Origin of the sequence: Methylobacterium sp. WSM2598, from assembly GCF_000379105.1 — a bacterium.
Lineage (GTDB): Bacteria > Pseudomonadota > Alphaproteobacteria > Rhizobiales > Beijerinckiaceae > Methylobacterium.
This window is the reverse complement of the sequence record NZ_KB900609.1, coordinates 5,019,678-5,034,337: the sequence shown is the minus strand read 5'-3', so window position 1 is coordinate 5,034,337 and position 14,660 is coordinate 5,019,678. Positions and strand designations below refer to the sequence as shown.

Below are 14,660 nucleotides of genomic sequence, written 5' to 3'. Positions count from 1 at the left end.
GTTCGCCGTCATCTTCGGCGAGCGCTTCACCCGGGCCATGGCGGCCTGACGGTCAACCCGCCGCCCTCACACGAAATTCCTGACAGTCCCGGACCGTGCTGGCCCACGCCGGCCGCAGCGGGCGGCGCGTCGTGTCGGCCTTCATCGCCACCGCCTTCGCCCAGGACGACGCGGAGGCCGCCCGTCAGCAGTGGCGGCGCGTGGCCGATCAACTCCGGCCCAAGGTCCCTAAACTCGCCGCCCTGATGGACGCGGCCGAACCGGACGTGCTGGCCTACATGGGCTTTCCCGCCCAGCATCGGGTCAAGCTGCACTCCACGAACCCGCTGGAGCGCCTCAACGGCGAGATCAAGCGGCGCACCGAGGTGGTCGGCATCTTCCCCAACGAAGCCGCGATCACGCGCCTTGTTGGCGCGATCCTGCTCGAACAGAACGACGAGTGGGCCGTCCAGCGCGCCCGCTCCATCACCCTGGAAAGCATCGCCCCCATCGGCGATGATCCCCTCGTCAGCCTGCCCACCCTGGCAGCCTGATCGTCCCGGCCCCAGTCGGTGATCGGGGTGACCACGCCGAAGCTACACCACGCCTGGGGACACGACCGCCACCTTGCCTCTGTGTGAGTCTCTGTGGCCCTTCACGGACCGAACGCCAGACCTTCTCCAAGTACGCCACAGCGACAGCCTGCCGTACCTTGGCCTCCACGGGGTCACGGGTGCGCAGCGACGTACGAACGTCCTTGGCCTTGTCCGAGATGACGAGGTGTACCTCCCCCTCCCCTATCGGGATGGTGAGCTTCATGCCTCGCACCTTCGCGGCTACGTCTGCCGGAATGCGCTGAACCAGTTGGTGGTAGGAGGAACCTGAACGCCTCATCGGGCGGGCCATCTGAAGGGGCATGTTGAACGCATCTGTTGAACAGCCAGATGCCAGCCAACCCACTCAGATCAGGATGCTTTTGAGGCGTCAACCACTTAGGGAGTGGTTGGTGCCCAGGAGAGGACTCGAACCTCCACGGCTTGCACCACTGGTACCTGAAACCAGCGCGTCTACCAATTCCGCCACCTGGGCCCGAGGCGCCAGCGGCGCCGCGGTGGGGATCGTTTAGTGGGCGGCGGGCTCACCGTCAACGGGGGAAACGCGAGCCCGCCGCGCAAAGCGTCACGCGGAGCGCGGCCACTCGCGGATGTCCACGAAATGGCCCGCCACCGCCGCCGCCGCCGCCATCGCGGGCGACACCAGGTGCGTGCGGCCCTTGTGACCCTGCCGGCCCTCGAAGTTGCGGTTCGAGGTCGAGGCGCAGCGCTCGTGCGGCTTCAGCCGGTCGGCATTCATGCCCAGGCACATCGAGCAGCCCGGCTCGCGCCAGTCGAAGCCCGCCTCGATCAGGATCCGGGCGATGCCCTCCTGCTCGGCCTGCTGCTTCACCAGACCCGAGCCCGGCACCACCATGGCGCTCACGCCCGGGTGGACCTTGCGGCCCTCCACCATCCGCGCCACCACGCGCAGATCCTCGATCCGCCCGTTGGTGCAGGAGCCGATGAACACCTTGTCGAGGCCGATCTCGGTGATCCGCTGCCCCGGCGCGAGGCCCATATAGGCCAGGGCCTGCTCCTTCGAGCGGCGGATGGTCTCGTCGGCGATCGCCGCCGGGTCCGGCACCCGCCCCTGCACCGAGACCACGTCCTCCGGGCTCGTGCCCCAGGTCACGATCGGCGGCAGATTCGCCGCGTCGAGCCGCACCTCGCGGTCGAAGAAAGCGCCCTCGTCGCTGGCGAGGCTCTCCCAATAGGCGCGGGCCCGGTCGAAGGCCGCGCCCTTGGGCGCCTTCGGACGGTCCTTCACGTACGCGAAGGTGGTCTCGTCCGGCGCCACCATGCCGGCCCGGGCGCCGCCCTCCACCGACATGTTGCAGATCGTCATCCGGCCCTCCATCGACAGGCTCCGGATCGCCTCCCCGGCATATTCCAGCACGTGGCCGGTGCCGCCCGCGGTCCCGATCTCGCCGATGATCGCCAGGATGATGTCCTTGGCGGTGACGCCGGCCGGCAGGCGGCCGTCCACCGTCACCCGCATGTTCTTGGCCTTCTTCTGCACCAGCGTCTGGGTGGCGAGCACGTGCTCCACCTCCGAGGTGCCGATGCCGTGCGCCAGCGCCCCGAAGGCGCCGTGCGTCGAGGTGTGCGAGTCCCCGCACACGATGGTCTGGCCGGGCAGCGTGAAGCCCTGCTCGGGGCCGATGATGTGCACGATGCCCTGGCGCCGGTCCAGCGCGTCGTAATACTCGATCCCGAACTCGCGCACGTTGGCGGCGAGCGCCTCGATCTGGGTGCGGCTCTCCGGGTCCTCGATGCCGAGGCTGCGGTCCGAGGTCTGCACGTTGTGATCGACGACCGCGAGCGTCTTCTCCGGGTGGCGCACCCGGCGGCCGGCCAGCCGGAGCCCCTCGAAGGCCTGGGGCGAGGTCACCTCGTGCACGAGGTGGCGGTCGATGTAGAGGAGGCAGGTGCCGTCCGGCTGACGATCGACGACGTGGTCGTCCCAGATCTTGTCGTAGAGGGTGCGCGGGGCCATGGCGGTGGGATGCCTTGTCAGGTTTTCTTGGCGGACCGGCCCTGAGAGCAGCGGTCGACCCGCGATGTAATACGCTCATCCGCGAGGCGAAAGGGCCCGCGGCGCCTCACCGGTGCGCGCGGGCCGCGGGCCCGCGCGGATCCGGCCGCCGCTACTCCTTCACGGCCCCGGTCATGGCCGAGACGTAGTGCTCGACGAAGAACGAGTAGAGGATCACGAGAGGCAGCGAGCCGACCAGCGCGCCGGCCATCAGCGAGCCCCAGCGGTAGATGTCCCCGTCCACGAACTCGCTCACCACCGCCACCGGCACGGTCTTGTTCGGCGTCGAGGACAGGAAGGTCAGCGCGTAGATGAACTCGTTCCAGCACAAGGTCAGCGAGAAGATCCCGGCCGAGATCAGGCCCGGCACCGCCAGCGGCAGGATGATCCGGGTCAGGATCTGCCAGCGCCCGGCCCCGTCGATGAGGGCGCATTCCTCCAGCTCGTAGGGGATGGTCTTGAAGTAGCCCATCAGCAGCCAGGTCGAGAACGGGATCAGGATGGTCGGGTAGACCAGGATCAGCGCCAGGGGTGAGTCGAACAGCCCGTAGGCCTGGATGATCGTCGCGAGCGGGATGAACAGGATCGAGGGCGGCACCAGGTAGGCGAGGAAGATCGCCGCGCCCACGAAGGCCGCGCCCCGGTAGCGGATGCGCACGATCGCGTAGGCGGCGAGCACGCTCGCGAACAGCGACAGCAGCGTGGCCGCCACCGAGACCAGCATCGTGTTCCAGAGCCACAGCGGGTACTTGGTCTCGAACAGGAGCTTGCTGATGTGCTTGAGCGTCGGGGAGACCACGAAGAACGGGTTGTAGGTCTCCATATCGATGAGCTGGTCGTCCGGCTTGATGGCGGTCAGCGCCATCCAGTAGAACGGGAAGAGCAGCACCACCAGGATGATCCCGAGCGGCAGGTAGAGGGTCACGAGACGGCGCGGGAGCGTCTCGAGATAGGCCATGCCCTCGGAATGGTCGGCGACCTGGGCCATCGGGACTCTCCTCAACCGGATTGCCACTTGCGGTTCTGGAGTCCGAACCACGAGATCAGGATCGCGACGAGCAGGAACGGCACCATCGCGGTGGCGATCGCCGCCCCCTCGCCGAGGCTGCCCGACAGGATGCCGCGCTGGTAGGACAGGGTCGCCATCAGGTGGGTCGCGTTCACCGGCCCGCCGCGCGTCATGGCCCAGATCAGCTGGAAGTCCGTGAAGGTGAACAGGACCGAGAAGGTCATCACCACGGCGATGATCGGGGTCAGCAGCGGGAAGGTGATGTGGCGGAAGTTCTGCCAGGGCGTGGCGCCGTCGATCGTCGCCGCCTCGTAGAGCGAGGGCGACACGGTCTGCAGGCCCGCCAGCAGGGTGATCGCGATGAAGGGCACGCCGCGCCAGATGTTGGCGAAGATCACGCAGGCCCGGGCCCAGGTCGGGTCGCCCAGGAAGTCGATGTTGCGGTCGAGCAGCCCGAGATGGCGCAGCGACCACGAGATGATCGAGAACTGGCTGTCGAAGATCCACCAGAAGGCCAGCGCCGACAGCACGGTCGGCACCACGAAGGGGATCAGCACGATCGAGCGGATCAGGGCCTTGAAGGGCAGGCGCTTGTTGAGCAGGAGCGCGAGGTAGAGGCCGATGCCGAACTTCGCCACCGAGGCGATGGCCGTGTAGAGCAGCGTGTTGAAGACCGAGAGCCAGAAGACGCTGTCGTCCCACAGCCACTCGTAGTTCTCCAGGCCGACGAACTCCCCGCCCCGGCCGATCCGCGTGTCGGTGAAGGAGAGCCAGATGCCCTTCACCAGCGGGTAGGCCAGGAACAGGAGCAGGATCAGGGCCGCCGGCAGCATGAACCAGAAGCCGAGCCAGCCGCGGCTGGTGCGCAGCCGGTTCCAGGCGGAGGTGCCCTGCCGGGCTTTTGCGACCGGACGGTCGAGGGCGAGGTCGGCCATGGGGCCTCCAGCGACGGCGGGACCAACGGGCCGCGCCGGCTCCCCGCGGCGGGGAGCCGGCGCGGCGATTCAACGCCTCACGCCGACCGGAAGATGCGCTGGGCCTGCCGCTCCGCCGTGCGGATGGCGCCCTTCACGTCCTCGCGGCCGGTGCAGTAGGAGGCGAACATGTCGACGATGACGAAGTCGGCGAGCACGGCCGCCACCTTCTCGCTCACCGGGGCGAGGCCGCCCGCCGCCAGCGTCCGGGTCGAGGCCTCGCCGAAGACCTTGTTCTTCGGGTCCGAGGTCCAGATCGGGTTGTTGGCGTAGGCCTTCAGCGGGTGGCAGAGGTAGCCCTGCGCCGCCTGCAGCCACGCATTGTAGTTCTGCGCCTCCAGCGCGAAGGCCATGAAGGCTTTGCAGGCGTTCGGGGCCTTCGTGTAGGTGTAGGCCAGGATCGGGAAGGCGAGCTGGAACTCGGTCGGCTTGCCGGACTTGCCGACCGGGTAGACCGCGTGGTCCATGTCCTCGGCGATGTCCTTGCGCTCGGTCTTGGCCGCGGCGTAGATCGAGATGCCGTTATTGGTCAGGTAGAGCTCGCCGGACAGGAACGCCTTGTTGTTCGAGGAATCGTTCCACGAGACCGTCCCGGGGATGAAGGTCTCGTAGAGGCTCTTGACGTATTCGAGCGCCTTGGCGGTCTCCGGCGAGTTGATGATGATCTTCTCGTTGGCGTCGACCAGGTAGGCGTCGTGCGACCACAGCGCCCAGTGGATCCAGGAATTGGCGTCGCCGGTGGCGTGGCCGAGGGCGAAGCCGGACGGCGTGTTGTTCTTCTTGAGCGCGCGGCAGAGTTCGAGGAAGCCGCCGAGATCCTCCGGGAACTTGCTGAACCCGGCCTTCTGCGTGGCCGCGATCCGGTAGTTGAGGTAGCCGCCGTTGAAGGCCATCGGGATGGCGATCCACTTGCCCTTCACCTTGCCGTAGGCCTCGGCGGCGGGCAGCCAGCCGCCGTACTTCTTGCCGAGGTAGTCGGCGACGTCGCCGACCTCGAGGCATTTCGACGGGAACAGGGCCGGGAAGGAGTAGAGGCCCCAGACCATGTCGGGGCCCTGGCCGGTATTGGCGGCGACCGAGGCCTTCGGCTGGATGTCGTCGAAGGACTCGCTCGTGACGCTCACCGGCACGCCCGTCGCCTTGGTGAAGGCGTCGACGAGGCGCATGAAGGCCTCGTCCTCCGAGGGGATGAAGCGCTTCCAGCGCAGGAGCTTCAGCGAGGCGCCGGGCTCGGGCTTCCACTGGCTCTCCTGGGCCCAGGCCCTGGCGAAGCCGTCGAGGCAAGCGGCCCCGGACAGGCCGAGCGCGGCGCCCGCCTTGAGGATCTGACGGCGGTCGAAGAACGTCATGTGGCGCAACTCCCGAAATGTGGCGGGGGCTCGCGGCCCCTCTTGGAAGCGGAGCGCCGGGCCGGACGGCCCGGCGCTCAGTGCAGGCGACGGCCGGTCTCGGCGTCGAACAGGTGGACGAGTGCCGGGTCGGCCGTGATCGCGATCCGCTCGCCGGGGCGGGCGGCGATGCGCTCGCGGAAGACGCAGGCCATGTCGCGCCCGACCTCCTTGACCACGTCGGTGCCCGCGGCCGCGCCGGGCGGGCGCACCAGGACCAGCGTCTCGGAGCCGGTGGGCTCGACCACCGCCACCTCGACCGGCACCCCGTCCGGGCTCAGGGCGACGTGCTCGGGGCGCAGGCCGTAGATCGCCCGCATGCCCTCGGCCGGCCGGGCGCCGCGGGTCGGCAGCGGCAGGGTGAGGCCGCCCTCGGTGCGGAAGCTCGCCCCCGTCACCGTCCCGTTCAGGAAGTTCATCGCCGGCGAGCCGATGAAGCCGGCCACGAACAGGTTGTCGGGCCGGTCGTAGAGGTCGAGCGGCGCGCCGATCTGCTCGACGTTGCCGTCGTGCATCACCACGATCTTGTCGGCCATGGTCATGGCCTCGATCTGGTCGTGGGTGACGTAGACCGTGGTGGTGCGCAGGCGCTGGTGCAGTTCCTTGATCTCGGCCCGCATGGCGACGCGCAGCTTGGCGTCGAGGTTCGAGAGCGGCTCGTCGAACAGGAACACCTGCGGATCGCGCACGATCGCCCGGCCCATGGCGACGCGCTGGCGCTGCCCGCCCGAGAGCTGGCGCGGGTAGCGGTCGAGGAGCTTCTCAAGCCCGAGGATCGCGGCGGCGCGGTTGACCCGCGCGGCGGTCTCGTCCCTGGGCGCCTTCCGCAGCTTGAGCGAGAAGGCCATGTTGTCCCGCACCGTCATGTGCGGGTAGAGCGCGTAGTTCTGGAACACCATGGCGATGTCCCGCTCCTTCGGGGGCACCGCGTTGACGACCCGCGATCCGATCCGGATCTCGCCCGCCGTGATGTTCTCCAGCCCCGCGATCATGCGCAGCAGGGTCGACTTCCCGCAGCCCGACGGGCCGACCAGGATGACGAATTCCCCGTCCTGGATGTCGATCGAGACGCCGTGCAGGATCGGCGTGGTGCCGAAGGATTTCTGGACGTTCCTGATCTCAAGTCCGGCCATCGCCTCGTCCCTCCCGGTCAGGCCCCGGCCCGGGCGGGCCGGCGGGACTGCGCGGAGCGGCAGCGCTGCCACAGACGGGCGACGGATGCGTGACGACGCGGCGCGTCGAGCCTCATGAGCGTTCCTTCCCGGGATCGGGGCGGCTTGCCGCCTCTCGTCGTTCGGGGCCATCATCGGCACCTGAGGGCGCGAGATCAAGCGCCCCCGGCCTGCACCCATCGTCGGATGCGGGTCCGTGCCCGCGGGAGAGACGCTTGAAGTCCACAGAACTCCTGATGCTGCGGCCGATGATGCCGCTCGTGACCGAGTCCCTGGAGCGGCTCTTCACCCTGCACCGGGCCGGGCCGGGAGCGGACCCGGACCGGCTGATCGCGCAGGTCGGCCCCCGGGTGCGGGGCCTCGCGGTGAGCGGCGTGCGGGTGGACGACGCGCTCCTCGACCGCCTGCCGGCGCTGGAGATCGTGGCGAATTTCGGCGTCGGCTACGACACGATCGACGCGGCCGCCTGCGGGCGCCGGGGCGTCGTGGTGACGAACACGCCCGACGTGCTCACCGACGAGGTGGCGGATCTCGCGGTCGGCCTGCTCCTCGCCACATTGCGCCAGATCCCGCAGGTCGACCGCTACCTGCGCGAAGGCAAGTGGCTGGAGAAGCCCTACCCGCTCACCGGGACGCTGCGCGGGCGCCACGTCGGCATCCTGGGACTCGGGCGGATCGGCCGGGCCATCGCGCACCGGCTCGAAGCGTTCGGGGTGACGCTCGCCTATCACGGCCGGCGCCCGCAGGAGGACGTGCCCTACGCCTACCACCCCACGCTGATGGACCTCGCCGAGGCGGTGGACGTGCTGATCGTGGTCGCGCCGGGCGGGCCGGAGACGCGCAACATCGTCGACGCCGCGGTGCTGGCGGCGCTCGGGCCGGAGGGCATCCTGATCAACGTCGCCCGCGGCAGCCTCGTGGACGAGGAGGCGCTGATCGCGGCCCTGAAGAACCGCACCATCCTCAGCGCGGGCCTCGACGTCTTCGCGGACGAGCCGCGGGTGCCCGCCGAGCTGATCGCGCAGGAGCACGCGGTGCTGCTGCCGCATGTCGGCTCGGCCTCGGTCCACACCCGCACGGCCATGGGCCAGCTCTGCGTGGACAACCTCGTGTCGTGGTTTTCGGGCAAGGGGCCGCTCACGCCCGTGGTCGAGACGCCCTGGCCGCGGACCGCGCCGTGAGGCCGAGGCCCGTCCGGGCCCCCGCGGGCCTTCGGGCCCCGGCGGGCCTTCGGGCCCCCGCGGGCCTTCTGGCGGCGGCGGGGCTCGCGACCCTGGCGGGGCTCAGCCTCGCCGCGGCGGCGCTCGCCGATCCGGCCCGGCCGCGCAGCGACGCGGAGGCGCTGGGCGGCTGGGCCCTCTCGCTCAACGGCAGCCACCGGCGCTGCATCGTGACGCTGACGGACGAGGCCGCGCCGGGCGGCCACGCCCTGCGCTTTCCGGCGGGCTGCCGGCGGGCGCTTCCGGTGCTGGGCGGCCTGTCGGCCTGGCGGCTGGAGGACGGGGCGCTGCGCCTCGTCGGGCCGGATGCCAGGAAGCTCGACTTCGCCCTGCGCGAGACGCCCGGTGCCCTGAAGGCGGAGGTCGGCCCGGCCGAGATCTACGCGCTCGAGCCCGAGGGGCCGCGGGCCGCGCCGGCCCCGGCGGCGGTGACGCAGGCCGCCCTCGCGCCCGCTCCGGCGAAGCCCTCCGATCCCGCGCCGCCCGAGGCGGCCGCGCTGCCGCCCGAGGCGGCGGCGCTGGCGGGCACCTACGCCCTCGACCGCGCGCCCGGGACGGAGACCTGCCGGCTCGCCCTCGATCCCGGGATCGTGCGGGTGCTGGAGGGCTGCCGCGACCTCGGCCTGACGGTGTTCGATCCCGTCTCCTGGCGCTACGAATCGGGGCGGCTCACCCTGGTGGCGCGGCGCGGCCACGCGGTGGCGCTGGTGCCCGCGGGCGATGGGATGTGGCGGCGCGAGCCGCAGGTCGGCACGGCCTTCGTGCTGCGCCGGGTCTCCCCTTGAGGCCGGCCGCGCGGGGCGGGATCGGCCCCCGGGCGGGTGCGCGAACCGCTCCCCGGCGCAGCGTCCCCCACCGCCCTTCGCTCCGATGAGGACCATCATGAGGCCCTTCACCTTCCAGACCAGCCCCAACATCCTGTTCGAGCCGGGCGCCGCCGCGAAGCTGCCGGAGATCGTGCGCGGCTTCGGGGCGCGGCGCGTGCTCCTCGTCACGGATCGCGGCGTGCGCGGGGCGGGGCTGACGCAGGGCGCGGAGGCCGCCCTGCGCGGGGCGGGCCTCGCCCTCGCCGTCTACGACGACGTGGCGGCCGATCCGCCCGCGATCCTGGTCGAGGCCGGGGCGGCGCGGGCGCGGGCCGAGGGCACGGACCTCGTCCTCGCCATCGGCGGCGGCTCGGCCCTCGACACGGCCAAGCTCGTCGCCTACCTCGCCCGCAGCGACGAGCCCCTCGAGAGCCTCTACGGGGTCGGCCTCGCGCAGGGGCAGCGCCTGCCGCTCATCCTGGTCCCGACCACGGCCGGCACCGGCTCCGAGGTCACCCCGATCGCGATCGTCACGACGCCGGGCGACGAGAAGAAGGGCGTCGTCTCCGCCCGCCTCCTGCCCGACTGGGCCGTCCTCGACCCCGACCTCACCCTCGGGCTGCCCGCCGCGGTCACGGCCGCGACCGGCATCGACGCGATGGTCCACGCCATCGAGGCCTATACCAGCCGCCAGCGCAAGAACCCGCTCTCGGACCAGCTCGCCCGGCAGGCCCTGGCGCTGCTCTCGGCCCATATCCGCACGGCCTGCCGGGAGGGGGCGGACCGCGAGGCGCGCGGCGCCATGCTGCTCGGCTCGATGCTCGCCGGGATGGCCTTCGCGAATGCGCCGGTCGCGGCCGTGCACGCCCTCGCCTACCCGATCGGCGCCCTGTTCCACGTGCCGCACGGCCTGTCGAACGCCCTCGTGCTGATGGGCGTGATGCGCTTCAACCTTCCGGTCGCCGCGCCCCTCTACGCCGAACTCGCGCCGATCCTCGACCCCGCGGCGGCCGGCCTGCCGGTCCAGGAGGCGGCCGCGCGCTTCGTGGCGAGCCTGGCGGCGATCTGCCGGGATTGCGGCGTGCCCGCCTCGCTCGCCGCCGTCGGCATCGGCGAGGGCGACCTCGACCGCCTCGCCGCCGACGCGATGAAGCAGACCCGGCTGCTCGTGAACAACCCCCGGGAGGTGACCCTCGCGCAGGCCCGCGCGATCTACGCCGAGGCCCTCGGCGCCGAGGGCCGCGCCGGGGCGTGATCCGGGCTCCGCTTGATCGAAGCGGATCCCAAGCCTGCGCGGCGCCTGAGCGACGCCGACATCCGCAATGCCGAAATGGGAGATGGCGAAGCAATCAACGGATGTTGGATGAGGCGGGGTCCGGCGCCGGCTCAGGGCCCCCATCGCAGGTGCGCCACCGGCGCCACGAGGCGCCAGGACAGGCCCTCGGGCGCGAAGCGCAGGTCGACCTCGGCCTCCAGGCTCTGGCGGGCCATCGCGTCGATGACCCGGTGGCCGAAGCCCTTGCGGACGGGCGGGCGCACCGGCGGACCCTCGGCCTCCTGCCAGGCGAGGTCGAGCCGCGCCCCGGGGGCCGGATGCCCGGCGATGCGCCACGTCACCGCGAGGCGGCCCTTCTCCGTCGACAGCGCCCCGTACTTGCAGGCATTCGTCGCCAGTTCGTGCAGGACGAGGCCCAGGGTCTGCGTGGCGCTGCGGTTGAGGGGAAGCTCCGGCCCCTCGATGCGGATGCGCGGATCGGGCATGGCCACGAAGGAGGCGAGCTGGCGGCTCACCAGGAGGCCGAGGGGCGTGCCCGAGCCCTCGTGCTCGACGAGCAGGCTCTGCGAGGCGGCGAGGCCGGACAGCCGCTCGGTCAGGGCGTCCTGGAAGGCCGCCACGCTGGGGGCGCTCGCCCCCGTCTGGCGGATCAGCGACTGCACGACCGTGAACAGGTTCTTGGCCCGGTGGCTGAGCTCGCTGAGGGCGAAGGTGAGCTGCTCCTCCGCGCGCTTGCGCCGCTCGATGTCGGACATGACCGAGACGTAGCCGGCCGGGCGGCCGGCGGCGTCGCGGCGCAGGGTGACGCTCAGTTCGGCCCAGACCAGCCGGCCCGCCCGCGTCACGAACCGCTTCTCCAGCGTGGAGCGGTCGATCTCGCCGTCGCGCAGGCGCCGCAGCTGCGCGAGATCGGCCGCGAGGTCGGGCGGATGCGTCAGTTCCTGGACGGTGAGGTAGGCGAGGTCCTCGGCCGAGTAGCCGAGGAAGGCGCACAGGCAGGGATTCACCCGCAGGAAGCGGCCGTCGAGCCCGACCAGGGCCACCCCCACCGCCACGTTCTCGAAGGTCAAGCGGAACTGCGCCTCGCTCTTGCGCAGGGCCGCCTCGACCCGTCGCAGCTCGGTGACGTCGATGTTGAGGCCGACGATGCGCTCCGGCCGGCCCTGGGCGTCGGTCAGCACCCGGGCGCGGTCCGCGATCCAGCGGGTGTCCCCGCCCGGCCGCACGATCCGGAAGGCGTGCGACACCGGCTCGCCCTCGCGGATCGCCCGCTCCGCCACCGCCCGCGCCGCCGCCCTGTCGTCCGGGTGGATGCTGGCGAGCCACGTGTCGAGGCTGGGCTGGCGCTGCGAGGGCGTCCAGCCGTAGAGCGCGTAGGTCGAGGGCGACCACGTCAGCACGCCCCGCTCAAGGTCGAACTGGTAGGCCGCGACCCCGCCGGTCTCCTGGGCGAGCTGCATCCAGGCCTGCGCGACCCTGAGCTCGTCCTCGGCTTCCCGCCGCCGGGCATTGTCCTGGAGCAGGAGCTCGACGAGGGCCGGGTGACCGCCCTCGCCCAGGGTGTCGACGCGCTCGCGCAGGAGGCTCATCTCGGCCTCGATCTGCGCGAGGCGCTCGCCCAGGGTGGCCGACGCCGTCTCCTGCCCCATCCGCCCCTCCGTCCTCGCCGCCGGCCTCCGGCAGCGACGCGGAGCCCGCGGCCCGGGGCGTCGGACCGGCAGGGGCGCGATGCCGCGCCCCCCGCCGCTGAGGCAGCGCAGGTCTGCCTGCCGGCTGTCCTTCGCCGCCGATTCCGTCTTTGATCGGTAATAGAGCGAGAAACGGGGCGCGGAGCAAGTCTATCGGGGTTGCAACTTGGTCAGCCAACAACACGCCTACGTCGTGTGGAGCCGCGGCTGCGCGGGTGACGGGTGCGCCGCGGCCTCAGACCACCAGCCGGACCAGGATCTCGGTCGCCAGGGATCCGACGATGGCGAGGCCGAGCGCCGTCATGCTGGCGAGATCGGCCGCCCGAGCTCCCGCGGGACGGAGCGCGGCGGCGGGCAGGGTCGTGGCGTGGGCGTTCATCGGCGTTCCTCGCGGGCGGAGCGGGCCGGAAGCGGCACCGGCTGCGCCAGCCTCGGGCGTTTCGCCCGCCGCGGCCTTGATCCGGATCAAGGCCGCGGCGGGCGACCGATCCAGCGGCCCGGCACGCGGGCAGCCACGGGACGATGCAAGGCGACCGAGAGCGCACGCCGCATCACGGTGCGCTGCCGACATGCTTGCCGGTTCGGTTCAGAAAACACGGCGAAACCATCAATCTCGATCAGGATTCGATCACAACGTGACCGGATGCTGTTTTCGCATCATCGGCAGCATCACGTTCGTTCGGCCAATGAAAGACTTTGCCCGACGCAGAAAATCTTCTCATGACGCCACGAAGCACCTTGAGATCGGTCGCCGGATCGTGACCGAACCAGATGCTGTCGGGCTCCGACCGAAACAGATCGACGCCGTACAGGCTGATCTGCGCGACGTTGCAGGCTTCCAGCAGAAGAACGAGACGCGTCCCGGTGAGGAGCAGTTCGAAATTCGTCAGCCTCGTCAGATCTCGCGGGCCGACCGGCATCGAGAACAGGACGGACATCTCTTCGGCGGAGAGGTAGGCGTGCATCCCGTCGAACACCATCGTCGAGGATGGCGCGACCAGGAGATCCTGCAGCCGTCCGGCGCGCCTCAGCCAAAGATAGGCATCACAGGTGACGTGGAAGGGCGACACCGCCCAGAGGGCGACGCCGTCGCGGACCAGCGACGCGAACGCGCCGTTAGCATGCACGGCGCCCGCCTCGTCGCGGGCGACCACGTGAGCCGGCAGGCCCGCCCACAAGGTGGTCCTGACCCCATCACCGTCAGGGTCCCTTCGCCAGTGTCTCATCCCGGTGATGCGGATGACCTGATCATGGGCATCGATCTCGGCGCCGCTCGCATCGACCCTTCCGTTGCCGACGACGGCGATCCTCTGCCCTTCAAGGTCGGTGCGCAACCCGCACGAGAGATTGGACGGCAAAACTCTCGTGTTGTAATCGTATATTCCGTCCTCGGATATCTCATGTTCCTCGAAAAATTTGACGCCGAACGATCTTTCATAGGCAGACTTGCCGATTTCGATTGCATTTCTGCTACCGAGATTTGTAAAACCAACTCCCGTCATCATCTACACCCCTCTGGCGGACGTCCGGACCGGAACCCGCACTCACCCCGCCCATGTCTCCGATCGCCATTGTCCTGGTTTTATTCGTGATAAATCCCACGAAAGACCAGCACTGAAAGGTCTCCGGCTGCCCAATGGAGTATAACGTGCCTCTCCTCAGCAGCAACGATCATAGTTAACGCTATGTTTGTCATATCAATGCTTTTGAAATCCGCCTCATATTTCCAGAGCGGTCGAATGTATGATATCTAATACATAGTCGCGATCACATATTGACCTTTTATGGTCATGTAATTTAGTACAAATTTGGATTAAGGCGTTTATCTTTTTCATTTCTCGTCATCTTGCGGTCAGACGAGCGAAGATGACCAATATGTTCAATTTCGGTTTACCTTACAGGATGCGCGGCGGATACGCAACACCATCTCGCATGAGCCAGGACCGTGAGGGCGGATTGATGGCGGTGCACGACACGAGGGGCCGCCGAGCCGGCGCGCGGCGCCGATGAGTCGAGTGATCCCGGGCATCCCGCCCCGGTCGTGCGGGAAGTGCCCGCCGGACCGCCCCGGCAAGATCGATGGCCCGCGCGCCGCGGGGATGGCGGCCGCCCTCGGCGGCCGTCGCACCGCCTTGAGGCGGGGATCCGCGGCCCGGGCCGGCCACCGTCGCCTCCTTGCGCCGGGCGTGGCCGGAGCCTAGCCTATCGCTCGACGGTGCCCTCCGGGGCCTAACAGGGAACGCGGTGAGGGCTCGCGCCCGAATCCGCGGCTGCCCCCGCAACTGTGAGCGGCGAGCCCTCCATCACCACGTCACTGGGGTCATGCCCGGGAAGACGATGGGGGGCGGCGACCCGCGAGCCAGGAGACCTGCCGTCGACCGTGGTCACACGCGAACACGCCGGGCGGGGTGTCCTGGCGGGTGCCGGAGCGGGCGCGAGGCGGCCGCGCGGCGTCGTTCGCGGTGACGTGCCACATCGTCGCCCGCCCCGCCTTGCCTGCGCCCCTCCCTCCGAGCC

12 protein-coding genes, 1 tRNA gene, 1 pseudogene and 1 riboswitch are annotated in these 14,660 nt (G+C 70.2%); of the genes and pseudogenes, 4 read left to right on the top strand and 10 right to left on the bottom strand.

Features of this window, described 5'->3' with window-relative positions; all coding sequences use genetic code 11:
* Positions 1–89: 89 nt before the first annotated feature.
* Positions 90–533, top strand: a pseudogene (locus MET2598_RS0123755) (IS256 family transposase); the annotation flags it as partial.
* Here MET2598_RS0123755 and MET2598_RS43580 read toward each other — a convergent pair.
* The 7 genes from MET2598_RS43580 to MET2598_RS0123725 form a co-directional block, all read right to left on the bottom strand.
* On the bottom strand, positions 508–873 hold the full coding sequence (locus MET2598_RS43580; protein ID WP_330218366.1) for a DUF6538 domain-containing protein: 366 nt from the start codon (positions 871–873) through the stop codon (positions 508–510). The pseudogene MET2598_RS0123755 and the gene MET2598_RS43580 sit on opposite strands and share 26 nt — an antisense overlap.
* Positions 874–983: 110 nt before the next feature.
* Positions 984–1,068, bottom strand: a tRNA-Leu gene (locus MET2598_RS0123750).
* Between the two features lie 90 nt (positions 1,069–1,158).
* Positions 1,159–2,571, bottom strand: coding sequence for a 3-isopropylmalate dehydratase large subunit (gene leuC / locus MET2598_RS0123745; RefSeq protein ID WP_018262607.1), 1,413 nt, complete (start codon positions 2,569–2,571; stop codon positions 1,159–1,161).
* Between the two features lie 151 nt (positions 2,572–2,722).
* Complete coding sequence (locus MET2598_RS0123740) at positions 2,723–3,598, bottom strand: carbohydrate ABC transporter permease (protein ID WP_012330791.1); 876 nt, start codon at positions 3,596–3,598, stop codon at positions 2,723–2,725.
* Positions 3,599–3,609: 11 nt separating this feature from the next.
* Positions 3,610–4,554 carry a carbohydrate ABC transporter permease gene (locus tag MET2598_RS0123735; protein WP_012330792.1) on the bottom strand — a complete coding sequence of 315 codons (945 nt, stop codon included), beginning with the start codon at positions 4,552–4,554 and terminating at the stop codon, positions 3,610–3,612.
* Positions 4,555–4,631: 77 nt separating this feature from the next.
* Positions 4,632–5,942, bottom strand: coding sequence for an ABC transporter substrate-binding protein (locus MET2598_RS0123730; RefSeq protein ID WP_018262606.1), 1,311 nt, complete (start codon positions 5,940–5,942; stop codon positions 4,632–4,634).
* A 77-nt stretch (positions 5,943–6,019) separates the two neighbouring features.
* Positions 6,020–7,114: an ABC transporter ATP-binding protein gene (locus MET2598_RS0123725; RefSeq protein WP_012330794.1), complete on the bottom strand. Its 1,095-nt coding sequence runs from the start codon at positions 7,112–7,114 to the stop codon at positions 6,020–6,022.
* 275 nt (positions 7,115–7,389) lie between these two features.
* Between MET2598_RS0123725 and MET2598_RS0123720 the strand changes: the two genes are divergently transcribed.
* The 3 genes from MET2598_RS0123720 to MET2598_RS0123710 all read left to right on the top strand — a co-directional run bounded on the left by MET2598_RS0123720 (position 7,390) and on the right by MET2598_RS0123710 (position 10,434).
* Entirely contained in the window at positions 7,390–8,334 is a 945-nt protein-coding gene (locus MET2598_RS0123720; RefSeq protein ID WP_018262605.1) for a 2-hydroxyacid dehydrogenase, read from the top strand.
* Positions 8,331–9,158 carry an AprI/Inh family metalloprotease inhibitor gene (locus MET2598_RS0123715; RefSeq protein ID WP_012330796.1) on the top strand — a complete coding sequence of 276 codons (828 nt, stop codon included), beginning with the start codon at positions 8,331–8,333 and terminating at the stop codon, positions 9,156–9,158. Before MET2598_RS0123720 ends, MET2598_RS0123715 begins: the two co-directional genes overlap by 4 nt.
* A 97-nt stretch (positions 9,159–9,255) precedes the next feature.
* Positions 9,256–10,434 (top strand): iron-containing alcohol dehydrogenase, encoded by a 1,179-nt coding sequence (locus MET2598_RS0123710; protein WP_018262604.1) that lies wholly within the window; start codon positions 9,256–9,258, stop codon positions 10,432–10,434.
* A gap of 131 nt (positions 10,435–10,565) precedes the next feature.
* On the opposite strand, the gene MET2598_RS0123705 is transcribed toward MET2598_RS0123710, so the two are convergent.
* From MET2598_RS0123705 to MET2598_RS0123695, 3 genes are all read right to left on the bottom strand, one after another.
* Positions 10,566–12,104 carry a PAS domain S-box protein gene (locus MET2598_RS0123705; protein ID WP_018262603.1) on the bottom strand — a complete coding sequence of 513 codons (1,539 nt, stop codon included), beginning with the start codon at positions 12,102–12,104 and terminating at the stop codon, positions 10,566–10,568.
* Between the two features lie 274 nt (positions 12,105–12,378).
* Positions 12,379–12,522, bottom strand: a complete 144-nt coding sequence (locus MET2598_RS42320) for a hypothetical protein (protein ID WP_018262602.1) — start codon at positions 12,520–12,522, stop codon at positions 12,379–12,381.
* Positions 12,523–12,760: 238 nt separating this feature from the next.
* A complete protein-coding gene (locus MET2598_RS0123695) occupies positions 12,761–13,648 on the bottom strand; it encodes a hypothetical protein (RefSeq protein ID WP_157182258.1) in 888 nt (295 codons plus the stop codon).
* A 691-nt stretch (positions 13,649–14,339) separates the two neighbouring features.
* A riboswitch (cobalamin riboswitch) is annotated at positions 14,340–14,533 on the top strand.
* Positions 14,534–14,660: the final 127 nt, after the last annotated feature.